Annotated in this window: 23 protein-coding genes; 14 read left to right on the top strand and 9 right to left on the bottom strand. The window is 55.4% G+C overall.

All coding sequences use genetic code 11. The features are described from left to right. Nucleotides 1–181 precede the first annotated feature (181 nt). Nucleotides 182–1216: an L-rhamnose/proton symporter RhaT gene (gene rhaT, locus ACX9GT_RS00520; protein WP_473189352.1), complete on the top strand. Its 1035-nt coding sequence runs from the start codon at nt 182–184 to the stop codon at nt 1214–1216. A 10-nt stretch (nt 1217–1226) separates the two neighbouring features. Here the strand turns inward: rhaT and rhaR are convergent, their stop codons facing one another. Both rhaR and rhaS read right to left on the bottom strand, forming a co-directional pair. Continuing rightward, nucleotides 1227–2081 carry an HTH-type transcriptional activator RhaR gene (rhaR, locus tag ACX9GT_RS00515; protein ID WP_473189351.1) on the bottom strand — a complete coding sequence of 285 codons (855 nt, stop codon included), beginning with the start codon at nt 2079–2081 and terminating at the stop codon, nt 1227–1229. A gap of 85 nt (nt 2082–2166) precedes the next feature. Beyond that, the gene (gene rhaS, locus ACX9GT_RS00510; protein WP_473189350.1) at nt 2167–2988 is read right to left on the bottom strand and encodes an HTH-type transcriptional activator RhaS; all 822 of its coding nucleotides are present in this window, start codon (nt 2986–2988) and stop codon (nt 2167–2169) included. A gap of 377 nt (nt 2989–3365) precedes the next feature. Between rhaS and rhaB the strand changes: the two genes are divergently transcribed. From rhaB to rhaM, 5 genes are all read left to right on the top strand, one after another. Further along, nucleotides 3366–4781 carry a rhamnulokinase gene (gene rhaB, locus ACX9GT_RS00505; protein WP_473191474.1) on the top strand — a complete coding sequence of 472 codons (1416 nt, stop codon included), beginning with the start codon at nt 3366–3368 and terminating at the stop codon, nt 4779–4781. After that, nucleotides 4778–6034, top strand: a complete 1257-nt coding sequence (locus ACX9GT_RS00500; RefSeq protein ID WP_473189349.1) for an L-rhamnose isomerase — start codon at nt 4778–4780, stop codon at nt 6032–6034. The genes rhaB and ACX9GT_RS00500 overlap by 4 nt, the downstream gene beginning before the upstream one ends. Before the next feature lie 12 nt (nt 6035–6046). Beyond that, nucleotides 6047–6871 carry a rhamnulose-1-phosphate aldolase gene (gene rhaD / locus ACX9GT_RS00495; protein WP_473189348.1) on the top strand — a complete coding sequence of 275 codons (825 nt, stop codon included), beginning with the start codon at nt 6047–6049 and terminating at the stop codon, nt 6869–6871. 67 nt (nt 6872–6938) lie between these two features. Further along, nucleotides 6939–8087 (top strand): lactaldehyde reductase, encoded by a 1149-nt coding sequence (gene fucO, locus ACX9GT_RS00490; protein ID WP_473189347.1) that lies wholly within the window; start codon nt 6939–6941, stop codon nt 8085–8087. 16 nt (nt 8088–8103) lie between these two features. Beyond that, nucleotides 8104–8418, top strand: a complete 315-nt coding sequence (gene rhaM, locus ACX9GT_RS00485; RefSeq protein WP_473189346.1) for an L-rhamnose mutarotase — start codon at nt 8104–8106, stop codon at nt 8416–8418. An 18-nt stretch (nt 8419–8436) separates the two neighbouring features. Here the strand turns inward: rhaM and cysE are convergent, their stop codons facing one another. The 5 genes from cysE to ACX9GT_RS00460 form a co-directional block, all read right to left on the bottom strand. Then, nucleotides 8437–9258, bottom strand: coding sequence for a serine O-acetyltransferase (gene cysE, locus ACX9GT_RS00480; protein WP_473189345.1), 822 nt, complete (start codon nt 9256–9258; stop codon nt 8437–8439). A gap of 108 nt (nt 9259–9366) precedes the next feature. Next, nucleotides 9367–10386: an NAD(P)H-dependent glycerol-3-phosphate dehydrogenase gene (gene gpsA / locus ACX9GT_RS00475; RefSeq protein ID WP_473189344.1), complete on the bottom strand. Its 1020-nt coding sequence runs from the start codon at nt 10384–10386 to the stop codon at nt 9367–9369. Further along, nucleotides 10386–10865: a protein-export chaperone SecB gene (gene secB / locus ACX9GT_RS00470; RefSeq protein WP_473189343.1), complete on the bottom strand. Its 480-nt coding sequence runs from the start codon at nt 10863–10865 to the stop codon at nt 10386–10388. The genes gpsA and secB overlap by 1 nt, the downstream gene beginning before the upstream one ends. A gap of 110 nt (nt 10866–10975) precedes the next feature. Next, nucleotides 10976–11224 carry a glutaredoxin 3 gene (grxC, locus tag ACX9GT_RS00465; RefSeq protein ID WP_473189342.1) on the bottom strand — a complete coding sequence of 83 codons (249 nt, stop codon included), beginning with the start codon at nt 11222–11224 and terminating at the stop codon, nt 10976–10978. Nucleotides 11225–11261: 37 nt separating this feature from the next. Next, entirely contained in the window at nt 11262–11696 is a 435-nt protein-coding gene (locus ACX9GT_RS00460) for a rhodanese-like domain-containing protein (protein WP_473189341.1), read from the bottom strand. A gap of 295 nt (nt 11697–11991) precedes the next feature. Between ACX9GT_RS00460 and gpmM the strand changes: the two genes are divergently transcribed. Genes gpmM through ACX9GT_RS00445 form a run of 3 tightly spaced genes read left to right on the top strand, consistent with a single transcriptional unit; the run spans nt 11992 to nt 15832 of the window. Further along, a complete protein-coding gene (gene gpmM, locus ACX9GT_RS00455; RefSeq protein ID WP_473189340.1) occupies nt 11992–13536 on the top strand; it encodes a 2,3-bisphosphoglycerate-independent phosphoglycerate mutase in 1545 nt (514 codons plus the stop codon). A 9-nt stretch (nt 13537–13545) separates the two neighbouring features. Beyond that, on the top strand, nt 13546–14880 hold the full coding sequence (envC, locus tag ACX9GT_RS00450; RefSeq protein WP_473189339.1) for a murein hydrolase activator EnvC: 1335 nt from the start codon (nt 13546–13548) through the stop codon (nt 14878–14880). 1 nt (nt 14881) lies between these two features. Beyond that, a complete protein-coding gene (locus ACX9GT_RS00445; RefSeq protein WP_473189338.1) occupies nt 14882–15832 on the top strand; it encodes a divergent polysaccharide deacetylase family protein in 951 nt (316 codons plus the stop codon). A 35-nt stretch (nt 15833–15867) separates the two neighbouring features. Here the strand turns inward: ACX9GT_RS00445 and tdh are convergent, their stop codons facing one another. Both tdh and kbl read right to left on the bottom strand, forming a co-directional pair. Continuing rightward, complete coding sequence (gene tdh / locus ACX9GT_RS00440) at nt 15868–16893, bottom strand: L-threonine 3-dehydrogenase (protein ID WP_473189337.1); 1026 nt, start codon at nt 16891–16893, stop codon at nt 15868–15870. Further along, the gene (gene kbl / locus ACX9GT_RS00435) at nt 16890–18086 is read right to left on the bottom strand and encodes a glycine C-acetyltransferase (RefSeq protein ID WP_473189336.1); all 1197 of its coding nucleotides are present in this window, start codon (nt 18084–18086) and stop codon (nt 16890–16892) included. The genes tdh and kbl overlap by 4 nt, the downstream gene beginning before the upstream one ends. A gap of 240 nt (nt 18087–18326) precedes the next feature. Here kbl and rfaD point away from each other — a divergent pair, with 240 nt between their 5' ends. From rfaD to ACX9GT_RS00410, 5 genes are read left to right on the top strand one after another with little or no spacing between them, the layout of a single operon-like run. Beyond that, nucleotides 18327–19259: an ADP-glyceromanno-heptose 6-epimerase gene (gene rfaD / locus ACX9GT_RS00430; protein ID WP_473189335.1), complete on the top strand. Its 933-nt coding sequence runs from the start codon at nt 18327–18329 to the stop codon at nt 19257–19259. Between the two features lie 22 nt (nt 19260–19281). Next, nucleotides 19282–20328, top strand: a complete 1047-nt coding sequence (gene rfaF, locus ACX9GT_RS00425) for an ADP-heptose--LPS heptosyltransferase RfaF (protein WP_473189334.1) — start codon at nt 19282–19284, stop codon at nt 20326–20328. A gap of 2 nt (nt 20329–20330) precedes the next feature. After that, entirely contained in the window at nt 20331–21314 is a 984-nt protein-coding gene (gene rfaC / locus ACX9GT_RS00420; protein ID WP_473189333.1) for a lipopolysaccharide heptosyltransferase RfaC, read from the top strand. A 1-nt stretch (nt 21315) separates the two neighbouring features. Further along, on the top strand, nt 21316–22239 hold the full coding sequence (locus tag ACX9GT_RS00415) for a glycosyltransferase family 2 protein (RefSeq protein WP_473189332.1): 924 nt from the start codon (nt 21316–21318) through the stop codon (nt 22237–22239). Further along, nucleotides 22227–23441 (top strand): O-antigen ligase family protein, encoded by a 1215-nt coding sequence (locus ACX9GT_RS00410; RefSeq protein WP_473189331.1) that lies wholly within the window; start codon nt 22227–22229, stop codon nt 23439–23441. Before ACX9GT_RS00415 ends, ACX9GT_RS00410 begins: the two co-directional genes overlap by 13 nt. Nucleotides 23442–23470: the final 29 nt, after the last annotated feature.

Here is a 23470-nt window from a genome sequence, read left to right as displayed (position 1 = left end):
CGTACAGACATCGCCCTGAAGCATTCTCGCTAAATCTGTGATCGTCGGCATACACACCCGCTGAATTTTGCCATGCTCTTGTGCCATCCGGCAGCCACCCGAAGGTTCCCTTTGCCACCTCTCTTTAGACTTCCTGTTCATCCGTGGTCTTACCGCGCCAATAACAACGAAGGATAACAAGATGAACAACGCCATTATGCTAGGGATCCTCTGGCACCTGGTCGGGGCAGCCAGCGCTGCCTGCTTCTACGCACCATTCAAACAGGTAAAAAACTGGTCCTGGGAAACCATGTGGTCGATCGGCGGCTTCGTTTCCTGGTTGATTCTGCCTTGGGCAGTCAGCTATGTGCTGCTGCCTGATTTTTGGCAGTATTATGGCTCCTTCAGCGCAGCGACCCTGCTGCCAGTGTTTCTGTTTGGCGCCATGTGGGGCATTGGTAATATCAACTATGGCCTGACCATGCGTTATCTCGGCATGTCGATGGGGATTGGTATCGCTATCGGCATCACGCTGATCATCGGGACGCTGATGACTCCATTGCTGCAAGGCCGGTTTGAATTGCTGTTTGGTACCGCCGGTGGCCGCATGTCGCTGCTTGGCGTGTTCGTTGCGCTGATCGGCGTGCTAATCGTCAGCTACGCGGGCTTGCTGAAAGAGCGGGCTATGGGCATCCGCGCCGAAGAATTCAACCTGAAGAAAGGGCTGGTGCTGGCCGTGATGTGCGGTATTTTCTCGGCCGGGATGTCGTTTGCCATGGACGCCGCCAAACCGATGCACGAAGCGGCGAGTGCCTTGGGTATCGATCCGCTGTACGTCGCATTGCCGAGCTACGTGGTGATTATGGGCGGCGGCGCACTGATTAACCTCGGTTACTGCTTTATCCGCCTGGCAACCCTGAAGAACCTGTCGGCCAAAACGGATTTCTCGCTGCCGAAACGGCTGCTGGTGATCAACGTGCTGTTTTCCATGCTGGCTGGCCTGATGTGGTATCTGCAATTCTTCTTCTACGCCTGGGGCCACGCCAAGATCCCAACGCAATACGATTACATGAGCTGGATGCTGCATATGAGCTTCTACGTACTGTGCGGCGGTATTGTCGGGCTGCTGCTGAAAGAGTGGAAATGCGGCACCAGAAAACCGGTTGCCGTCCTGTGCATCGGCTGCCTAGTGATCATTCTGGCGGCCAACATTGTGGGTATGGGGATGGCGTCTTAAGGGCTGACGATTACAGCGACTCTTCCGTCGCCACAAACCGCTGACGATATTCGCGTGGGGTCATTCCGGCCTCACGCGCAAACACCACAGAAAAATAGTTACTGTCCTCGAATCCGCAACGGGCCGCAATGTCGCTGATGCGGAACTCGCTGCGGCGCAGCAAGCGCTTGGCCTGGCATAGCCGGATCTGCCGCAGATAGTGGTTGATGGTCATGCCGGTTTGCTGGCGGAACAGCAGCTTCAGCGCCCGCTCCGTTAAATGGTGCTCCTGGCAAAATAGCGCCAGCTCAAAATGCCCGTCGATACCGCTTTGCAGCGCCGCCATCAACAGATCCAACTGTTCGCCATCTGGCAGCATATGCGCTTTATCCACCGCATAGCGATGACGTTTCAGTACGATCGCCAGTTGCAGCAGCAACACTTCGGTGAATTGCAGCGACAGCGAATCGGTTTTGCGGCTCTCTTGTGAAAGCTGAGCGATGATCGGCCGCGCCTGTGCCATCCCCTGAGTGGATAGCCGCCAGTAACGCTCGTCCGCAGTTGCAAACGGCGGCAACAGGCTTTCCCATTGCGCATTCAGCCGCAGGCGTTCGGGGCAGTAAATGATGTTATCCAAGACCAGATCGTGTACCGATTCATAGCTGTGGCAATCACTGGCGCGCACATAAAAAATATCCCCGCAGGTGATACGGTAAGGGCGATCGTTCAGCACATGCAGGCCATTACCGCGCCAGACGATCACGATCTCGCAAAACTGGTGAGTATGGGTGGCAAATCCCTCCTGAGGATAACGCTCCGCCACCGCGACCGGCATCTGCTCAGAGGGCAGATAGTCGCGGCTCTCCAGCAGTAATGTTTCCCTCATCTGCACACCTTTTTCTATTGTTCACCATCAGCATTATTGCCGAACGTAGATCGAGGAAAATTGACGCAGTCGCGGTTTCACGCCGCTAACGCAAACCCCGCAGCGCCCGCGGCGGGCAGGTAAACTCACGCTTGAACAGCGTTGAGAAGTGGTTACTGTCGCCAAAACCGCAGCGGAACGCGATATCGGTAATGCTGCTGTCGCTATGGCACAGCATATGGCGCGCCTGCAACAGGCGCAGGTGGGTCAGATAACGCTGCGGCGTCATATTGGTATGGCCCTTCAACTGCCGGTGCAGCGTGCGTAACGGTATGGCAAAGCGTTCTGCCAGTTCCGGCCACTCGATCTGTTCGGCGTAATGGCTTTGCAACCAGTCCAACAGTTGGTGTAAACGCCCTTCCTGATCGTCGCCCTGCCGCGCCATGCACCCGCGCCACAACTGCACCAGCAGTTGCATAAACCAGCTTTCATGCAGCGCAATATCTTCCGGCTGGTCACCTGCTGGCGCACTCATCAGTAATGCAATCAGCTGTTTAACCTGTTGTAACACCTGATGGTTGATACGCCAGTGCGCGGGATAAATGCCGTCGCGCTCGCGGGGCAGAAATTGTTCCACGCCGGAAATAAAGCGGAACGCCCCTGGAGCGCGGAACAGAATATTGGTCAGGATTAAACCATCGGTCTGCTCAAACAGATGGCGATCGTGATCGCGCACAAAACAGACGCAGCCACTGTTAAGGGTATAGGGGTTGCCGTTGAACACATGGACACCGGCCCCCTGCTCAACAATCACGATTTCGTAAAAATCATGATGATGTTCTGGAAAAGCCTGCTGCGGTTCACGGGGTTCAATCACCACGGGCGCGCTACAGGAAGGGAAAAAATCACTACTGTGTAATAGATTCATCTTACCCCCCGCTCCTTGGCGCGGCGGGATTACCGCGCAACGTCGGTTAACGATAGTAAGAGAAGCATCAAGGAAGATACCTTAAGGTTTTGACCAAAAAGCACGCTAAATCGGTGCGTTTTTTAAGAAAGCCGCAGCAATGTTGAGAAATGCGAGCAAGGTCACAACCCGCAGAAAACCGGGCTGAATGGCAAACTGTGAGCTGCTTCACCTTTACCTTTGCCATTTTGCCAACCCACTCTCGGCCTTGGCAGTAGCGAGAAGGCTTCGCTACCCGCAACTTTCTACACTGCCCGTCATCAAGCAATAACGGGCTTTCTCTCATGACTACACGCAACATTGCTGCCATCGATCTGGGTGCCTCTAGCGGGCGCGTGATGCTGGCCAGTTATCAACCGGAACAACAACGGCTCCAGCTACGCGAAGTCAGCCGTTTTACCAACCGTTTGCAACAGCGGAATGGGCAGGACTGCTGGGACTTGGATGCGTTGGAGCACCACATCCGCCAGGCGCTCGCGCAGCTTGATGAGCAGGGCATCGTGCTCGACAGCATCGGTATCGACACATGGGGAGTGGATTTTGTGCTGCTGGATGCCCAGGGCGAGCGTGTCGGCCAAGCGGTTTCTTACCGCGATGCCCGCACGCAGGGCGTGATGGCGCAAGCCCAACGCACGCTCGGGCGGAGCAATATCTATCAGCGCACCGGCATTCAATTTTTGCCCTTCAACACCTTGTATCAACTACGGGCCTTGCGCGAGCAGCAGCCTGAGTTGCTGGAGCGCGTGGCGCACCTGCTGCTGATCCCAGACTATCTGCACTTCCGGCTGACCGGGCAATTGAACTGGGAATACACCAACGCCAGCACCACCCAATTACTGAATATCGAGACTGACCAATGGGATGCCGAACTGCTGGCCTGGGCGGGTGTGCCATCACGTTGGTTCGGTAAACCGACCCCGCCGGGCAACCGTGTGGGTTACTGGACCAGCGCCAGCGGCCAGCAAGTGCCAGTGATTGCCGTGGCGACTCATGATACTGCCAGCGCGGTGCTCGCCACGCCGTTGCAGGATGCCAATGCCGCCTACCTCAGTTCCGGCACCTGGTCGCTGATGGGCATTGAAAGCCCGGTACCAATTGTTAATTCCCGCTCGCTAGCAACCAATATCACCAACGAGGGCGGCGCAACCGGTTATCGGGTGCTGAAAAACATCATGGGCCTGTGGCTGCTGCAACGTGCCACTCAGGAACTGAATATCAGCGATTTACCGGCGTTGATCGCCCTGGCTGCGCAACAACCCGCCTGCCGCTCGTTGATCAACCCCAATGACGATCGCTTTATCAACCCGGCCAATATGTGCCAAACCATTCAGGCTTATTGCCGTGAACAGGACATGCCGATACCGAAAACGCCTGCACAGTTGGTGCGCTGTATCTTCGACAGCCTGGCCATGCTCTACCGCCAGGTGGCACAGGAGTTGGCCACCCTGCATGGCCGCCCGCTGAGCCATTTGCATATCGTCGGCGGCGGCAGCCAAAACCATTTTCTCAATCAGCTGTGTGCCGATGCCTGCGGGCTAGCCATCAGCGCCGGGCCGATCGAAGCCTCTACGCTGGGCAACGTCGGCTGCCAGTTGATGGCCTTGGATGCCGTCGCCGATATCGGGCAATTCCGCCGCATCGTGGCGCAGAATTTCCCGCTGCAACATTTCACCCCTCGCGACAATCCCGACTTTGCCGCCCACTGGCCGCAATTTCAGTCGTTGAGTCAATTACCTAAGGAACTTTGCATATGAAAAGCTCTATTGAACAAGCCTGGGAACTGGCAAAACAGCGCTTTGCCGCCGTTGGCGTTGACGTTGAGGCCGCCATTCAAGCGCTGGATACTCTGCCAGTTTCTATGCACTGCTGGCAGGGTGATGACGTGGCCGGTTTTGAAAACCCGGAAGGCTCGCTGACCGGCGGCATTCAGGCCACCGGCAACTACCCCGGCAAAGCGCGTAATGCCAAAGAGCTACGTGCCGATCTGGAGCAGGCATTGGCGCTGATCCCTGGCCCGAAACGCCTGAATCTGCACGCGATTTATCTCGAATCCGAGACGCCGGTGGCACGTAACCAGATTGAACCGCGCCATTTCAAGAACTGGGTGGAATGGGCAAAACGGCACCGGCTGGGCCTGGATTTCAACCCTTCGTGTTTCTCGCACCCGCTGAGCGCGGACGGTTTTACCCTGTCACACGCCGATCCAGACATCCGCCAGTTCTGGATTGAACACTGCCAGGCCAGCCGCCGGGTTTCTGCCTATTTCGGCGAACAGCTCGGCACGCCTTCGGTGATGAATATCTGGATCCCGGATGGCATGAAAGACACGCCGATCGATCGCTTGGCCCCACGCCAGCGTTTGCTGAGCGCGCTGGATGAAGTGATCGCCGAAAAACTCGACCCGGCTCACCATATCGACGCCGTAGAAAGCAAGCTGTTCGGCATCGGTGCAGAAAGCTACACCGTCGGCTCCAATGAGTTCTATCTCGGCTACGCCACCAGCCGCCAGACCGCGCTGTGCCTAGACGCCGGGCACTTCCACCCCACCGAAGTGATCTCCGACAAAATCTCCAGTGCCATGCTGTACGTACCGCGCCTGTTGCTACACGTCAGCCGCCCGGTGCGCTGGGACAGCGATCACGTGGTATTGCTGGATGACGAAACCCAGGCCATCGCCAGTGAGATCGTGCGCCACAACCTGTTCAACCGCGTACATATCGGCCTGGATTTCTTCGATGCCTCGATCAATCGCATCGCTGCCTGGGTGATCGGTACGCGCAATATGAAAAAAGCGCTGCTGCGCGCCCTGCTTGAGCCAACCGAAATGCTGCGGCAGGTCGAACAGCGCGGCGATTACACCGCACGCTTGGCCCTGCTGGAAGAGCAAAAATGCCTGCCGTGGCAAGCCGTGTGGGAAACCTACTGCCAGCGTAACGATGTCCCGGCCGATGCCAGTTGGCTCGATAACGTGCGCAGTTACGAACAACAGATTCTCAGCCAACGTTAAGGACACACCGCAATGCAACAGCTACTTTCCTCCTGGTTTATCCAGGGCATGATCAAGGCCACCAGCGATATGTGGCTCAAAGGCTGGGATGAACGCAACGGCGGCAATATCAGCCTACGGCTGACGGCGGAAGACGTCGCCCCCTTCCGTAGCGACTTCGCTGCCCAGCCGCGCTGCGTAGAACTGACGCAACCGGCCAGCGAACTGGCCAACTGCTGGTTCCTGGTGACCGGATCCGGCAAGTTCTTCCGCAACGTGCAACTGGCCCCAGAAGAAAATCTGGTGCTGCTGCAACTCAACCATAACGGCACCGCCTATCACATCCACTGGGGGCTTTCGCAAGGCGGCCTGCCGACCTCGGAACTGGCCGCCCACTTCCAGTCGCACATCGTGCGTATGCAGGTTAGCGGTGGCAGCGATCGCGTCATCATGCACTGCCACGCCACCAACCTGATCGCGCTGAGCTTTGTGCAGGAGCTGGATAATGCCCGCTTTACCCGCCTGTTGTGGGAAGGCAGCACCGAATGCCTGGTGGTGTTCCCGGATGGCATCGGCATCGTGCCGTGGATGGTGCCGGGCACCGACGGGATCGGCACCCAGACCGCCGAACAGATGCAGGCGCACAGCCTGGTGCTGTGGCCGTTCCACGGCATTTTCGGCACCGGCCCAACGCTGGATGACGCTTTCGGCCTGATCGATACCGCAGAAAAATCTGCCGAAATCATGGTGAAAGTGCTGTCGATGGGCGGCAAGAAGCAGACCATTTCTGGCAGCCAGTTAGCCGCGCTGGCCCAGCGCTTTGGCGTCACGCCGCTGGCAGCGGCGCTTGAGGACTGAGAATGCATTCCCTGCGTCCACGTAGGTGGGCGCATCACAATGCATTCTCACTTCAGGAGTAATACATATGAGTTTCATGCTGGCATTACCGAAAATCAGTTTACACGGCTGTGGCGCCATCGAAGATATGGTTAAGCTGCTGGCGCAAAAACAATGGGGCAAAGCGCTGATCGTCACCGATGGTCAGTTGGTTGAGCTTGGCCTGCTGGAAGGGCTGCTCAGCGCCCTGCAACAACAGGCACTGCCCTACGCGATGTTCAGTGAGGTGTTCCCCAATCCAACCGAAGAACTGGTGCAAAAAGGCTGGCAAGCGTTCAAGCAACACCAGTGTGACTACCTGATTGCCTTCGGCGGCGGTAGCCCGATCGACACCGCCAAAGCGATCAAAATCCTCACCGGCAACCCTGGCCCTTCCACCGCCTATTCCGGCGTCGGTAAGGTCAAACAGGCGGGTGCGCCGCTGGTCGCCATCAATACCACCGCAGGCACCGCGGCCGAGATGACCAGCAATGCGGTAATCATCGACAGCCAGCGCCACGTCAAAGAAGTGATTATCGACACCAATATCATCCCCGATATTGCCGTGGACGATCCGGCTGTGATGCTGAACATTCCCTCCAGCGTGACCGCCGCCACCGGCATGGATGCACTGACTCATGCAATAGAAGCTTATGTTTCTGTCGGAGCCCATCCGTTGACCGATCATTCGGCCTTGGAAGCGATTCGCCTGATTGGTACCTGGCTACCCGCCGCAGTGGACGACGGTAAAAACCTGCAGGCGCGGGAAATGATGGCTTATGGCCAATATCTGGCGGGTATGGCGTTCAACAGTGCCGGGCTTGGTCTGGTGCATGCGCTGGCCCACCAGCCCGGCGCCACCCACAATCTGCCGCACGGCGTGTGTAATGCCATTCTGCTGCCGGTGATTGAGGCGTTTAACCGCCCCAATGCTGTTACACGTTTCGCCCGTATCGCGCAGGCGTTGGGCGTGGATACCCAGGGAATGGATGAAGAGTTGGCCAGCCATCAGGCGATCGCCGCTATTCGCGCGCTTTCGTTGCGCGTAGGGATCCCTGCCGGGTTCTCGGCGCTCGGTATCAAAGAAGCCGATATTGAGAACTGGCTGGATAAAGCGCTGGCCGACCCTTGTGCACCGTGCAACCCACGCCCGGCCGATCGCGAACAGGTGCGTGAGCTGTATTTAGCGGCGCTGTAATGGCGGAGGAAAATCCATGATCCGTAAAGCTTTCGTGATGCAGGTTAACCCGGGCGCTCACGCGGAATATCAGCAGCGCCATAACCCGATCTGGCCAGAGCTGGAACAGGTGCTGAAAGATCACGGTGCGCACCACTACTCCATCTTTCTGGACGAAGCGCGCAACCTGCTGTTTGGCTATGTTGAGATCGAGTCGGAAGAGCGTTGGAACGCCGTGGCTAATACCGACGCCTGCCAGCGCTGGTGGCGTTTTATGGGCGACGTGATGCCGAGCAACCCGGATCACAGCCCGGTCAGCTCGGCACTACGTGAAGTGTTTTATCTGGAGTAACAATGATAAGGCGGCGGGTCAAATCCCGTCGCCATATTCAAACCCATGATTCACGCCGTTGAAATACTGATCCATATCCATTGATGGCGTATCGCTTTCAGGCCGCCCGACGAGGCGGGCAGGCACGCCCGCGGCAGTGGTATGAGGTGGCACAGAGTGCAGTACTACCGAACCGGCACCGATTTTCGCCCCTTTGCCCACTTCGATATTGCCGAGAATTTTGGCACCTGCGCCAATCATCACGCCTTCACGGATTTTAGGGTGGCGATCGCCGCTGGTTTTACCGGTCCCGCCGAGGGTCACCGATTGCAGGATAGAGACGTTATTCTCCACCACCGCGGTTTCACCGATCACAATGCCGGTCGCATGATCGAGCATGATGCCGCAGCCGATGGTGGCCGCCGGGTGGATATCCACGCTAAAGGCGACAGAGATCTGATTTTGCAGGTAAACCGCCAGGGCCTGCCGCCCCTGCATCCACAGCCAGTGCGCAATGCGGTAGGCCTGTAAAGCGTGAAAACCTTTGAGGTACAGCAGTGGCGTAGAGTATTTATCCACCGCCGGGTCGCGCAGCCGCACCGCAAGAATATCGCGGGCCGCCGAAACAATCATTTGGGAATCAGAGCGGTAGGCGTCTTCAGCCACTTCACGCACGGCAATTGCTGGCATGATCGGATTGGCCAGCTTGTTGGCTAGGATATAACTGAGCGCACTGCCCAGGTTTTCATGCTTAAGCAACGTCGCGTGGAAAAAGCTAGCCAGCATCGGTTCACAATCAGCCAGTGCTCTCGCCTCTGATTTTATATTGCTCCAGACCTGCTCTAACTCTTCTACTGACATCGCTTTCCTCTCTGCCTTACAAAACAAGCCACCTTGCCAGGGTTTCCGGCAAGGTGGCTCAATCCAATCCTGAGGCACAAGACTTCTGGTCCTGAACCCTTCCTTAGGTCAAGCGCTGTGTTTTTCGTCTTTTCTGGTACGCCCAAGCAGACTCAGCGCAGCCTCGCGGGCATTTTTATCACAGTACAGCACCTGATAGATCTGCTCGGTAATCGGCATTTCCACACCATGGCGTTGCGCCAGCGCCAACACCTCTTTGGTATTGCGATAGCCTTCCACCACTTGCCCAATGCTGGCCTGTGCTTCATTCACATCCATACCCTGCCCCAGCATAATACCGAAACGCCGGTTGCGCGATTGATTATCCGTGCAGGTTAACACCAGATCACCCAACCCCGCCATGCCCATAAACGTCGATGGATCGGCTCCCAACGCGGAACCAAGACGGCTCATTTCCGCCAGCCCACGGGTGATCAACGCGGTACGCGCGTTGGCACCAAAACCGATGCCGTCGGACATCCCAGCGCCGATGGCGATGACGTTTTTTACCGCGCCGCCCAACTGCACCCCGATGAAATCGGGGTTGCTGTACACGCGAAAGCTTTTGCCGCAGTGCAGCAACTGCTGCAAATCTTCGGCAAACTGCTCATCGGTGGCCGCCAACGCGATCGCCGTCGGCAGCCCGGCAGCCAGCTCTTTGGCAAACGTCGGCCCAGAGATCACCGCCAGCGGAATATTTTCTCCCAGTGCTTCGCGCGCCACGTCTTGCAGCAACCGGCCGGTTTCCGCTTCCAGGCCTTTGGTGGCCCACACGATGCGGGCATCCGGGCGCAGATGCGGTTTCAACTGGCGCAGCACGTCACCAAATACATGGCTCGGCACCACCACCAGCACATCACGGCTGGCCGCCAGCGCGCGGGCCAGATCGGCTTCGAGCAGCAAGGTATCGGGGAAAGCAACGTCGGGAAGGAACGCCTGATTGCAGCGATCGCGCTGCATAATCTGAATTTTTTCGGGGATATGCCCCCACAATATGACCGGGTGGCCGTTACGCGCCAGCGTAATCGCTAATGCGGTGCCGTACGAGCCGGCACCGATAACAGTCATTGAAGCATTGACGGTGTTCATCAGGCATCCTGATGTGGTTCGGCACCTTCGCTTTCGGCCTGCTGTTGCTGCTGTTGCAGATAGCTCATGAACAGCGCGTCAAAGTTGACCGGTGCCAGGTTCAGTTGCGGGAATGTACCGCGAGAAACCAGGCTGGTGATGCACTCACGCGCATACGGGAACAGGATGTTCGGGCAGTATGCACCCAGGCAGTGCGCCAGCTGCGTCCCTTCGATCCCGGCAATGGAGAAGATGCCCGCCTGCTGAACTTCACACAGGAACGCAGTTTCTTCGCCCAAAGACGCCGTTACGGTTACGCGCAGTACCACTTCATACACGCCATCAGTCAGTTGACTGGAAGCAGTATCCAGATCAAGTTTAACTTCTGGCTGCCATTCCTGCTGGAATACTTGCGGAGCGTTTGGCGCTTCGAAAGAGATATCTTTGGTGTAAATACGTTGGATCTGGAAAGCCATCTCTGTGGTGTTTTGTTCTGACATTTGTCTGATACCCTTAGTTAAATATCCTTATTGACACTCAGTAACCGGTATACCCTGGTGGCTTGAAACTGCAAGCCGCAGCACCAAGCCCTGTGGGTATAACTACCCGCTTAAAGCAGCGGATCAAGGCCACCGCGAGCATCGAGTGCATGTAAATCATCGCAGCCACCCACGTGCTGGCCGCTGATGAAAATCTGAGGCACGGTGGTTCGCCCACTGCGCGCAATCATCTCTTCGCGCTTCACGTTATCGCCATCGATGGCGATCTCGTTGAACGCAGCTCCCTTACTGTTCAGCAACGCTTTGGCGCGATGGCAGAATGGGCAGGTTGCCTTGGTGTAAATATCGATGTTAGCCATGGAAAAAACCACCTTAAACTACAACTACGTGAACAAATTACTTGCCGCGTGCCAATGGCAGGTTTTCACCGCTCCAGCCCGCAATACCGTCTTTCAGGGTATAAACGCTGGCAAAACCGGCTTTGCCCAGGTTTTCTGCTGGCTCGCGCGACGTAGTGCCGTTGGCGCAAGCCACAATGATCGGCTGGGCTTTGTGCTTTTCCAACTCGCCGAGGCTGCCACTTTTGATCTCACTCGCCGTCAGATTGATGGCGTTAGCGATGTGACCTTTACGGAAATCATCCCGGCTGCGGGTATCCACCACCACAGCATCTTCTTTGTTGATCAGGCGAATAGCTTCGCCGCGGGTGATCTCTTTCACTCTGGAGAAACGGCTCTTGATGGTCATGACGATCACAGCAGCCAACAGCACAACCCAAGCCAGACTCAGTATGGGATGCCTGCTAACAAATTGCATAATTTCTTGCAGCATGGGGTGTAACAACTCCCGTCAGTTAAGGGAAAATAAGTCAAGGTTTCAGAGTATACCTGCCGAATGCGGCAAATACAGCCAATAAGCAAACGTGAATGCAGAAACTGCGGTCTGCGCCGAAAAATTACCGCAACGGCACGAGGAAAGTCGCCATTGTTCAACGCAACTTTGATCTTTCTAGGCTCTTTTTGCCCGGCTTTGTTGTAAAATCATTCGGTTCTGGAGGGTGAATAGCCATCATTCCAATGGGTTGATGGCTATTCACAACTTAAGCGATCATAACGAGGTTATAGCAATGTCGAGTACGAAAAAGCCCATGGTTCTGGTGATCCTGGACGGTTATGGCCACCGGGAAGAACAGCAGGACAACGCGATCCTGAATGCCAACACGCCGGTCATGGATCGTCTGTGGCAAAAACAGCCGCACACCCTGATTGCCGCCTCCGGCCTGGATGTTGGTCTGCCTGATGGCCAGATGGGCAACTCGGAAGTGGGCCACGTCAACCTGGGAGCTGGGCGCATCGTTTATCAGGATCTGACCCGCCTGGATAAAGAAATCAAAGACGGTGACTTCTTCACCAACGCCACCCTGACCGCTGCGGTAGACAACGCGGTGAAAGCGGGCAAAGCAGTCCACATCATGGGCCTGATGTCCCCTGGCGGCGTGCACAGCCACGAAGACCACATTCTGGCGATGATCAAACTCGCCGCACAGCGTGGTGCCAAAGCCGTTTACCTGCATGCGTTCCTGGATGGGCGTGATACCCCGCCGCGCAGTGCTGAAAACACACTGAAACGTTTCAGTGATGAGTTCGCCAAACTGGGCGCCGGGCGTATTGCTTCTGTGATTGGCCGTTACTACGCCATGGACCGCGATAACCGTTGGGATCGCGTGCAACTGGCTTACGATCTGATGACCCAGGCCAAAGGCGAATACACCGCCGATAACGCCGTTGCCGCGCTGCAAGCCGCCTATGCCCGCGATGAAAACGATGAATTCGTGAAGCCAACCGTGATTCAGGCCGCAGGCGAAGCCACGGCACAGATGAACGACGGCGATGCGTTGATCTTCATGAACTTCCGTGCCGACCGCGCGCGCCAGATCACCCGCGCCTTTATCAATGCCGACTTCGACGGTTTCCCTCGGTCCAAAGTAGTGAAATTCGGTGATTTCGTGATGCTGACCGAATACGCCGCCGACATCCAGACCACCTGTGCCTATCCACCGGCTTCGCTGGCGAACACCTTCGGCGAGTGGCTGATGAAGCACGAAAAAACCCAGCTGCGCATTTCAGAAACCGAAAAATACGCTCACGTCACCTTCTTCTATAACGGCGGTGTTGAAGAGCCGTTCAAAGGTGAAGAGCGCGTGCTGATCAACTCACCAAAGGTGGCGACTTACGATCTGCAACCGGAAATGAGTTCCGCAGAGCTGACCGAAAAGCTACTGACCGCCATCCACAGCGGCAAATACGATGCCATTATCTGTAACTACCCGAACGGCGATATGGTGGGCCATACCGGCGTTTATGATGCGGCAGTCAAAGCGGTAGAAACGCTGGACCACTGCATTGCGCAGGTGGTTGATGCGGTGAAAGCCGTTGATGGCCAATTGCTGATCACCGCGGACCACGGTAACGCCGAGCAGATGCGCGATCCGGCTACCGGCCAGGCGCATACCGCGCACACCAGCCTGCCAGTGCCGTTGATTTACATCGGCAAACCGGCCAAGGCGGTTGAAGGTGGCAAACTTTCCGATATCGCACCGACCATGCTGGCACTGATGGGCATGGAAATCCCGCAAGAGATGACTGGTAAGCCGCTGTTCATCGTGGAATAATCCTTCTCCATGAGGGAGAAGGCGAATTTTGCACGACCAAGGGTCATCCGAAGTGCAAGCTCAGGCAGCCAATTACTGCCTGAATGCTCTGCGCTACGCACGTTGACCACCGTCTGCGCCAGCGTACTTTTCGCTGGCGCACTGCTATTGCCGTTAACCAGCCATGCGGCAGAAGACAACAAATCCCAGCTCAAAGACCTGCAACAGAGCATCGCCGAAAAAGAAAAGGCGGTTAAGCAACAGCAACAACAACGCAGTTCATTGCAAGAACAACTCAAACTGCAAGAAAAAACCATCGCGCAGGCCAGCCGTTCGCTGCGTGATACGCAAGGCACGCTCAGCGAACTGGGCAAAGATATTTCCGGCCTGAATACCTCGATCGCCAAACTGCAAAAACAGCAGTCTACCCAGCAGGAAATGCTCGCCAAACAGCTCGATGCCGCATTCCGGCAGGGGCAACACAGCGCGTTGCAACTGATCCTCAGCGGTGAAGAGAGCCAGCGCAGCGAACGTATTCTGGCCTATTTCAGCTATCTGAATGTGGCACGCCAGCAATCCATTGAACAACTGCAACAAACCCGCACGCAGTTGGCCGAGCAGAAAGGCACGCTGGTGGCCAAACAGGGCCAACAGAAATCGTTACTCGGCGAGCAGCAAACCCAGCAACAGAAGCTGGAACAGGCACGCAGCGCACGCAAGAAAACCCTGACTTCACTGGAAGCCTCGCTGGAGAAAGATCAGCAGCGGCTGGTGGAACTGCGCCAGAACGAAACCCGCCTGCGTGATCAGATCGCCCGCGCCGAGCGTGAAGCCCGGGCCCGCGCAGAACGCGAAGCGCGTGAGGCAGCCAAAGTGCGTGAACAGGTTAAAGCCAAAGAACAGCAGGCGAAGAAAACCGGCACTCGCTATCAGCCAAGTGAAGGTGAGCGTTCACTGATGGCGCGCACCGGCGGTTTAGGTCGGCCTGAAGGGCAGGCCGTTTGGCCAGTGCGCGGCCGTACCGAGCATCGCTTTGGCGAACAACTGCAAGGTGAATTACGCTGGAAAGGCATGGTGATCTCGGCAGCCGAAGGCAGCGAAGTAAAAGCCATCGCCGATGGCCGCGTCCTGCTTGCTGATTGGCTGCAAGGCTATGGTCTGGTGGTGGTGATCGAGCACGGAAAAGGCGATATGAGCCTGTATGGTTACAACCAGAGCGCACTGGTCAACGTCGGTGCGCAGGTGCGCGCAGGCCAGCCTATCGCGCTGGTAGGCACCAGCGGTGGTCAGGGAACGCCATCGCTCTATTTCGAAATCCGTCGCCAGGGTCAGGCCGTTAACCCACTGCCGTGGTTGGGAAGATAGAGTGCACGATACCAAATTGCGTACTGCCATCCTGCTGGGCTCTCTGCTGCTGGCCTGTGCCGCACAGGCCGGGAAGCTCTCTATCGTGATTGACGATGTCGGCTATCGCCCGCACGAAGAAAACGCCGTGCTGCAAATGCCCACGGCCATCTCCGTCGCCGTACTGCCCAACGCGCCCCACGCCCGGATGATGGCGACCAAAGCCCACAGCCAGGGGCGCGAAGTGCTGATCCATATGCCAATGGCGCCGCTCAGCAAACAATCACTGGAACCCAATACGCTGCAACCCTCAATGAGCAGCGAAGAAATTCAGCGCCTCATCCGTAATGCGGTCAATAACGTGCCCTATGCCGTGGGGATGAACAACCATATGGGCAGCGCGATGACCTCCAGCCTGCCGGGGATGCAACGGGTGATGCAGGCGCTCGACGGTTATCAGCTTTATTTTCTCGACAGCATGACCATCGGCAACAGCCAGGCGATGCGCGCTGCGGCCGGTACCCATGTCAAAGTGATCAAACGCAAAGTGTTTCTTGACGATACCGCCAATCCGGACGATATCCGCCGCCAGTTCAACCGTGCGGTAGAGTTGGCACGCCGCAGCGGTTCCGCCATCGCCATCGGCCACCCGCGCCCGGCCACGGTGAAAGTGCTGCAACAAATGCTGGCCACGTTGCCGAGCGATATCGTGCTGGTAAAACCCAGCGCCCTGCTGAATGAACCGCAGCAAAGCGGTGGCAGCTATGTTCCACCGCCGAAACCGCACACAACACAACCGAAGAATCCGTTTACCGGCGCAATCAAGCAGTGCAAGATTAAGCTGCCGAAAGAAAAAGTGAATGCCAGCAAAGCGCTGATGGTGATTGGGGAGAGCGTGGCGCAGTCACCGGTGGTGCTGTTGCTGAAACACCATTGGCAGTATTGGATGGGTTCGGAGCAGACTACGCCATAAGATTAATAGGCGGAGCGCAAGCTCCGCCTATTACATTAATCCCAGCTCAACACCACTTTCCCAGACAACCCCGAACGCATGGCATCAAAGCCCTGCTGGAAGTCGTCAATTGAGAAACGGTGAGTGATCATCGGGGTCAGATCCAGACCAGACTGGATCAGTGCCGCCATCTTGTACCAGGTTTCGAACATCTCACGGCCATAAATCCCTTTGATAAACAGCCCTTTGAAGATCACCTGATTCCAGTCGATAGACATGTCCGATGGCGGGATCCCCAGCATCGCAATGCGGCCACCGTGGTTCATGGCATTGAGCAGCGTGCGGAAGGCCGGTGGCGCGCCAGACATCTCCAGGCCCACGTCGAACCCTTCGGTCATGCCCAACTCGGCCATCACATCGTTCAGGTTTTCTTTGCTGACGTTAACCGCACGCGTCACGCCCATTTTGCGCGCCAACTCCAGGCGATACTCATTCACATCGGTGATCACCACATGGCGCGCGCCCACGTGTTTGCACACCGCAGCCGCCATAATGCCGATCGGGCCTGCGCCGGAAACCAACACGTCTTCACCCACCAGATCGAAAGACAGCGCGGTATGCACCGCATTACCAAACGGATCGAAGATCGAGGCCAGTTCGTCGGAAATATTGTCCGGGATTTTGAACGCGTTGAAGGCCGGAATCACCAGATATTCCGCGAATGCCCCTGGGCGGTTCACCCCCACGCCGATGGTGTTGCGGCACAGATGCGTGCGGCCAGCGCGGCAGTTGCGGCAGTGCCCGCAGGTGATATGCCCTTCGCCGGACACGCGATCGCCGATGCTGAAACCTTTGACTTCCTGACCGATCGCCACCACTTCACCGACGTATTCGTGGCCGACTACCATCGGTACCGGAATGGTTTTCTGCGACCAGTCGTCCCAGTTGTAGATATGCATATCGGTGCCACAAATCGCGGTTTTGCGGATTTTGATCATCACATCGTTGTGGCCCAGTTCAGGCTCGGGCACATCGGTCAGCCAGATACCTTCTTCCGCTTTCAGCTTTGCTAATGCTTTCATGCAATGACTCCAAGTTCTTTACCGATACGGATGAACGCAGCAACAGCACGCTCAATCTGCTCCGGTGAGTGATCGGCAGACATCTGGGTGCGAATACGTGCCTGGCCTTTCGGTACCACCGGATAGAAGAAGCCCGTCACATAAATGCCTTCCTTAAGCAAAGCATTGGCGAAATCCTGTGCCAATTTCGCCTCACCCAGCATCACCGGGATGATGACGTGATCGGCACCGACAAGCGTAAAACCTGCCGCGGTCATTTTTTCACGGAACAGGCGCGCGTTGGCCCACAGGCGATCGCGCAGCGCGTCGCCGTCTTCAAGCAGTTCCAGCACCTTGATTGACGCGGCAACGATCGCCGGTGCCAGTGAGTTGGAGAACAGGTACGGACGCGAACGCTGGCGCAACCACTCCACCACCTCTTTCTTCGCAGCGGTATAGCCGCCGGAAGCACCACCGAGCGCCTTGCCCAATGTGCCGGTAATAATATCGACGCGGCCCATCACTTCGCAGTATTCATGCGTTCCACGCCCGTGCGCACCGACAAAACCCACCGCGTGAGAGTCGTCTACCATCACCAGCGCATTGTACTCATCGGCCAGATCGCACACGCCTTGCAGGTTGGCGATCACGCCGTCCATTGAGAACACCCCGTCGGTGGCGATCATAATGTGGCGAGCGCCATCGGCCTTAGCCTGCTTGAGCTGTTCAGCCAGCTCCTGCATATCGTTGTTGGCATAGCGGTAACGCTTGGCTTTGCACAAACGCACCCCGTCGATAATCGAGGCGTGATTCAGCGCATCAGAGATGATGGCGTCTTCTGGGCCGAGCAGGGTTTCAAACAGGCCGCCGTTGGCGTCGTAACAGGATGAGTACAGAATGGCATCTTCCATGCCCAGAAAATCGGCCAGTTTCTGCTCCAGTTGTTTATGGCTGTCCTGCGTGCCGCAGATAAAGCGCACCGATGCCATACCAAAACCGTGGCTGTCCATGCCCGCCTTCGCGGCAGCAATCAGTGCCGGATGATTCGCCAACCCCAAATAGTTGTTGGCGCAGAAATTGATCACATGACGGCCATCAGCGACGGCGATATCGGCCTGTTGCGCAGAAGTGATAATACGTTCTTCTTTAAACAACCCTTCGGCACGGGTAGTCGCAAGCTGCTGTTCCAGTTGCTTGTAAAAGGACACGGACATTCGGTAATCTCCAGAATAGGGACGTTTTCAACATATTTTACTGATTTACCGGCAAACTGACGACAATGCACGGTAGAGAATATGAAAAATGCAGCAGATATCACGGCAAAATAGGGCATTCGCCAGTAGGGCGGGAGATTAAGAGCCGTTCCGCTGTTCCCGCTGGCATGAAATGCTATTATAGGCAGCATATCGGGTGGAGCATGGTGCGTCACCGGCAAGAATACAGGGGTAAACCCAATGATTATCGTCACTGGCGGCGCTGGCATGATCGGCAGCAATATCATAAAGGCACTGAATGACACTGGGTATCGCGATATCCTGGTGGTGGATAACCTGAAAGACGGTACCAAATTCGTCAATCTGGTGGATCTGGATATTGCCGATTATGTGGATAAAGAAGATTTCATCGCCAGCATCATGGCCGGTGACGATCTCGGCGACATCGACGCCATTTTCCATGAAGGTGCCTGTTCATCCACCACCGAGTGGGACGGCAAGTATATGATGGATAACAACTATCAGTACTCCAAAGACATCCTGCATTTCTGCCTGGATCGCCAAATCCCGTTCCTGTATGCCTCTTCCGCCGCCACCTACGGTGGCCGCACCGATAACTTCATCGAAGAACGCCAGTACGAGCAGCCACTGAACGTTTACGGTTACTCCAAATTCCTGTTCGACCAATACGTGCGTGAAATCCTGCCAGAGGCGGATTCGCAGGTGTGCGGCTTCCGTTACTTCAACGTTTACGGCCCGCGCGAAGGCCACAAAGGCAGCATGGCCAGCGTAGCGTTCCATCTGAACAACCAGATTAACCGTGGCGAGAACCCGAAGCTGTTCTCCGGCAGCGAAAACTTCAAGCGTGATTTCGTCTATGTCGGCGACGTCGCGGCGGTTAACCTGTGGTTCTGGCAAAACGGCGTGTCCGGCATCTTCAACTGCGGAACCGGCCGGGCAGAAACCTTCCAGGCAGTGGCCGATGCGGTGGTGGAATACCATCAATCAGGCGCAGTGGAATACATTGAATTCCCTGAAAAATTGAAAGGCCGTTATCAGGCGTATACCCAGGCCGATCAGACCAAACTGCGCGCTGCCGGTTACAACGCGCCGTTTAAAACGGTCGCTGAAGGCGTCAAAGAATATATGGCCTGGCTGAATCGCACCGCTTAAGCGGAAGGAACCTGCAAAGGGTATGAAAATACTGGTTATCGGCCCTTCGTGGGTTGGCGATATGATGATGTCGCAAAGTCTCTACCGCACCCTGAAGGCCGAATATCCGTCAGCGGAAATCGATGTGATGGCACCCACGTGGTGCCGCCCGTTGCTGGCGCGTATGCCGGAAGTCAATCAGGCGCTGGCGATGCCGCTGGGCCACGGTGTGCTGGGGTTGGGCGAACGCCGCCGTTTGGGGTGCAACCTGCGTGCCAACGGTTACGATCGTGCCTACGTGTTGCCCAATTCATTCAAATCCGCCCTGGTGCCGTTCTTCGCCAACGTGCCGCAGCGCACCGGCTGGCGCGGTGAAATGCGCTACGGCCTGCTCAATGATCTCCGCGTACTGGATAAAACCGCTTTCCCGCTGATGGTGCAACGCTATGTCGCGCTGGCCTACGACAAGCAACGGGTGCAGCAGGCCGCAGACTTACCGCAGCCGTTGCTGTGGCCACAATTGCAGGTAAGCGACGAAGAGATTGCCGAAACCACTTCCGCCTTTAACCTCACCGATCACCGGCCGATTATCGGCTTTTGCCCAGGGGCGGAATTTGGCCCGGCGAAACGCTGGCCGCATTATCACTACGCCACACTGGCACAGAGGCTGATCGACCAAGGCTATCAGATCACCCTGTTTGGTTCGGCTAAAGATCACGACGCCGGTGAGCAGATCCGTTCGGCGCTGGCCGAAGAATCGCGTGATTTCTGCCGCAATCTGGCCGGGGAAACCCAGCTGGAACAGGCGGTGATTCTGCTGGCTTCCTGCCAGGCGGTGGTCAGTAATGACTCAGGATTGATGCACGTTGCCGCAGCGTTGAACAAACCCTTGATAGCCTTGTATGGCCCAAGTAGCCCAGACTTTACGCCGCCGCTCTCTGCCAGGGCAAAAGTCATCCGCCTGATCGGTGGATATCATAAAGTCCGCAAGGGTGATGCCGATCAGGGCTATCACCAGAGCCTAATCGATATTCAACCACAGCAGGTGTTGGACGCGCTGACGCCGTTACTTGCCGCCAGCGAGGAATAAACATGCAGGTTCTGATCGTCAAAACCTCATCCATGGGGGATGTGCTCCATACGCTGCCGGCATTGACCGATGCGATGCATGCCATCCCCGGCATCCGTTTCGACTGGGTGGTGGAAGAAGGGTTCAGCCAGATCCCCACCTGGCATCCGGCGGTGGACCGCGTTATTCCGGTGGCCATTCGCCGCTGGCGCAAAAACTGGTTCGGCCCCGAAGCCCGCCAGCAGCGCTGCGATTTTAAGCGCCAGGTGCGGGAGCGCAGTTATGATAGGGTGATCGACGCTCAAGGCTTGATGAAAAGCGCCGCGTTGATAACCCGCATCGCGCGCGGCAGCAAACACGGCCCAGACTGTAAAAGCGCCCGCGAGCCTTTTGCCAGTTGGTTCTATAACCATCGCCATGAGATTGATAAACAACAACATGCGGTGGAACGCCTTCGTGAGCTGTTTGCCAAAAGCCTGGGCTATGAAAAGCCACAGAGTGCGGGTGATTACGCCATTGCCGCCCGTTTTCTCAGCCAGCCACCAGCGGATGCTGGGCAATATCTGGTTTTCCTGCACGCTACCACGCGTGATGAGAAACACTGGCCGGAAGCAAACTGGCGTGAACTGATTGAGTTGGTTGCCGCGACCGGGCTGAAGATAAAATTGCCATGGGGAGCAGCGCATGAACATCAGCGCGCCTTAAGGCTGGCGGAAGGGTTTGCGCATGTTGAAGTGCTGCCAAAACTCAGCTTACAGCAGGTAGCGGAAGTGCTGGCCGGTGCAAAAGGCGTGGTATCGGTGGATACCGGGCTCAGCCATCTGACCGCCGCGCTGGATCGCCCGAATATCACGCTGTTTGGCCCGACCGATCCGGGGTTGATTGGGGGGTATGGGCGGAATCAGTGCGCCTGCCGCCCTGATACGGGGAATAGTATGGTGGATATCAGCGCACAACAGGTAATGGGGCTGTTAGCACCCATTCTGACCAACGAGGATGCACGTTAATATGCCCACGCAAAACATTTTGCTCAGCATTATTATTGCCGCCCACAATAGCAGCCACTACTTGCGTGCAACACTGCAAAGCCTGCTTGACGCACTGGGCGAAAGCATTACAAGGTGCGAAATCATCTTGGTTAATGATGCTTCCACTGATGATACTGGGGCATTGCTTGATGAGTTCGCCCAGGCAGTTCCTCAAGCACGTTATTTCAGCGTAGAATTCAAAAATATCGGCAAGGTGCGTAATTTTGCCATTGCAAACAGCCATGGTGAATACGTCACCATGCTCGACAGCGATGACCTGCTAAAAAGCGATTCCCTGAATGAAATAAGCATTTTTCTCGACAACAAAAAGCCTGATCTATTGTTGACAAAACTGCATGAGGTGCGTGAACTTGCCCAGGCAGATAAGAGCTGGAACGGTTTACAAACAGAGTGTTTGACTCAGGATGATGCGATAACGCGTTTTCTGCTCCATAAAGATTTTCAGGCACATTTGATCGGGCAATTTATCAAGCGTACTCTGCTGCTGGCTAATCCTATTCCAAGCTTTACCTGTTACGAAGATTTCTATGTGTTCCCACAAATTCTCACGCAATCCAGAAATATTATCTTCTCACGCGAGAGCCATTATTTATATATAAAGCGGAGCTCCAGCCTATCGAATTCACCGTCAGCAGAGAAGATACATAATCTATTTTTATGCACGGAAAAAATGGATACGCTTTTCGGTCAAAAATTTCATGACTTAGTTCTGTGCCACTGGCTGGATATCGAATTAAAACAGAAAAAGTGGATCACACAAAGCGTACAATTGGATACACTCAATAAGAAAATACGTGAAACTCGTTGCCTTGGTTTTTTTATCAATCCAACGATAAGATTCAGCTATAAGAAGAAAGCGGTAAAATTATTATGGAAAAAATAGGGCAAAGATTGTATTTCATCAGTTTTATACTGGCCGTTTTATCCGTTGTTTTTACTTTGATTATTACTGCCCGTCAACGGGAGCTTTTCTATTTCTCTTTCTACGTTGCTATGTTTGGCCTTTTCGTCGAAAGAAAAAATATCCGCTTACCAAAGATGGATATATCCTACGCCATCATCATGATAGGGCTAGTGAAAATTATCTGGACGCTGGTGTCTTACCGCCATATGCAGGGTTATGGTTTCGGAGTGACCCAGCTAGATGCCGGTAAGAAACTGGTAGTGGGTGGAGTGTTGATTTTTTATATCACCCACTTCTCGCACTATTTAGCTACATTCAATTATCGCCGGTACTTGCTTGCAGCCTTTGCTTTGGCTTTTGTGCTAGCGACAGGTTACGGTATCTATCAGGTTTATCACGGTATTGAACGTGTTGAACTCAGCACTAACCGCGCAACCATAGCGGCGTATATTTACTCAACGCTGTCTATTTTGCTTATCTACCTGCTGATCAAGTTAAAACGCAGTACAGGCTACCGTATTGCAACAGCGGCGATCATTATTATTTCATTCCTGATCGTGGTTATGACGGGAACCCGCGCCGCAATACTCTCGCATCTGTTGCTTATTCTGCTGATGATGCTGTTCCATTTCCGAAAAATCCATCTTAAGCCGCTGCTGATCGTCATGGTATTGGTGGGACTGGCAGGCATGGCCTCCTACGGTAAATATATTAAGCCCAAGATCGAACAAACCAGCACCGAAATTATGCTGTACCAGAAAGGTGACGACCTCTCATCGCTTGGTTCCCGTTTCTCATTATGGCGTGTCGGGCTAGAAATCTTCTCACAGCATCTTTTCGGCAATACCGTTGAAGCACGCCATACGCAAGCAGCCGAGATCATCGCTAACAATCCGAAAAACCAGACGGCGCTGATCTATATCGACTCACATCTGCATGACGAACTGCTCGAGGCCGCCTCCCTGCAGGGCATTGTTGGCTTACTGGCGGTACTGTTTTTCTATGGGTATATCATCACGAAGTCGTTGGTACAAAAAAACACCCCGCTGCTGATGATTGGTTGCTGCATGATTGTTTACGGTTTAACAGACGTCTTGTTAATCAGTTCAGAGTCAATACTGTTCTATATGGCATGTATTGCGTTCTTCGCAAAAAAAGATCCGATGACAACTAGCCAATAATAATTTCACCCGGCCAGGGATCCTGAGCC

Source organism: Serratia sp. YWN4, from assembly GCF_055790845.1.
The sequence above is the reverse complement of the archived record's forward strand: the minus strand, read 5'-3'. Positions and strand labels throughout refer to the sequence as shown.

Bases quoted from the DNA above. Each gene is read 5' to 3' on its own strand.
- grxC (WP_473189342.1), bottom strand. From the start codon at position 11,224: ATGGCTAACATCGATATTTACACCAAGGCAACCTGCCCATTCTGCCAT.
- envC (WP_473189339.1), top strand. From the start codon at position 13,546: ATGAGGGAGAAGGCGAATTTTGCACGACCAAGGGTCATCCGAAGTGCA.
- ACX9GT_RS00500 (WP_473189349.1), top strand. From the start codon at position 4,778: ATGAAAAGCTCTATTGAACAAGCCTGGGAACTGGCAAAACAGCGCTTT.
- rhaT (WP_473189352.1), top strand. From the start codon at position 182: ATGAACAACGCCATTATGCTAGGGATCCTCTGGCACCTGGTCGGGGCA.
- fucO (WP_473189347.1), top strand. From the start codon at position 6,939: ATGAGTTTCATGCTGGCATTACCGAAAATCAGTTTACACGGCTGTGGC.
- rhaB (WP_473191474.1), top strand. From the start codon at position 3,366: ATGCTGGCCAGTTATCAACCGGAACAACAACGGCTCCAGCTACGCGAA.
- rhaM (WP_473189346.1), top strand. From the start codon at position 8,104: ATGATCCGTAAAGCTTTCGTGATGCAGGTTAACCCGGGCGCTCACGCG.
- rfaF (WP_473189334.1), top strand. From the start codon at position 19,282: ATGAAAATACTGGTTATCGGCCCTTCGTGGGTTGGCGATATGATGATG.
- ACX9GT_RS00410 (WP_473189331.1), top strand. From the start codon at position 22,227: ATGGAAAAAATAGGGCAAAGATTGTATTTCATCAGTTTTATACTGGCC.
- ACX9GT_RS00415 (WP_473189332.1), top strand. From the start codon at position 21,316: ATGCCCACGCAAAACATTTTGCTCAGCATTATTATTGCCGCCCACAAT.
- gpmM (WP_473189340.1), top strand. From the start codon at position 11,992: ATGTCGAGTACGAAAAAGCCCATGGTTCTGGTGATCCTGGACGGTTAT.
- cysE (WP_473189345.1), bottom strand. From the start codon at position 9,258: ATGTCAGTAGAAGAGTTAGAGCAGGTCTGGAGCAATATAAAATCAGAG.
- rhaD (WP_473189348.1), top strand. From the start codon at position 6,047: ATGCAACAGCTACTTTCCTCCTGGTTTATCCAGGGCATGATCAAGGCC.
- kbl (WP_473189336.1), bottom strand. From the start codon at position 18,086: ATGTCCGTGTCCTTTTACAAGCAACTGGAACAGCAGCTTGCGACTACC.
- rfaC (WP_473189333.1), top strand. From the start codon at position 20,331: ATGCAGGTTCTGATCGTCAAAACCTCATCCATGGGGGATGTGCTCCAT.
- rfaD (WP_473189335.1), top strand. From the start codon at position 18,327: ATGATTATCGTCACTGGCGGCGCTGGCATGATCGGCAGCAATATCATA.
- rhaR (WP_473189351.1), bottom strand. From the start codon at position 2,081: ATGAGGGAAACATTACTGCTGGAGAGCCGCGACTATCTGCCCTCTGAG.
- tdh (WP_473189337.1), bottom strand. From the start codon at position 16,893: ATGAAAGCATTAGCAAAGCTGAAAGCGGAAGAAGGTATCTGGCTGACC.
- gpsA (WP_473189344.1), bottom strand. From the start codon at position 10,386: ATGAACACCGTCAATGCTTCAATGACTGTTATCGGTGCCGGCTCGTAC.
- ACX9GT_RS00460 (WP_473189341.1), bottom strand. From the start codon at position 11,696: ATGCTGCAAGAAATTATGCAATTTGTTAGCAGGCATCCCATACTGAGT.
- rhaS (WP_473189350.1), bottom strand. From the start codon at position 2,988: ATGAATCTATTACACAGTAGTGATTTTTTCCCTTCCTGTAGCGCGCCC.
- secB (WP_473189343.1), bottom strand. From the start codon at position 10,865: ATGTCAGAACAAAACACCACAGAGATGGCTTTCCAGATCCAACGTATT.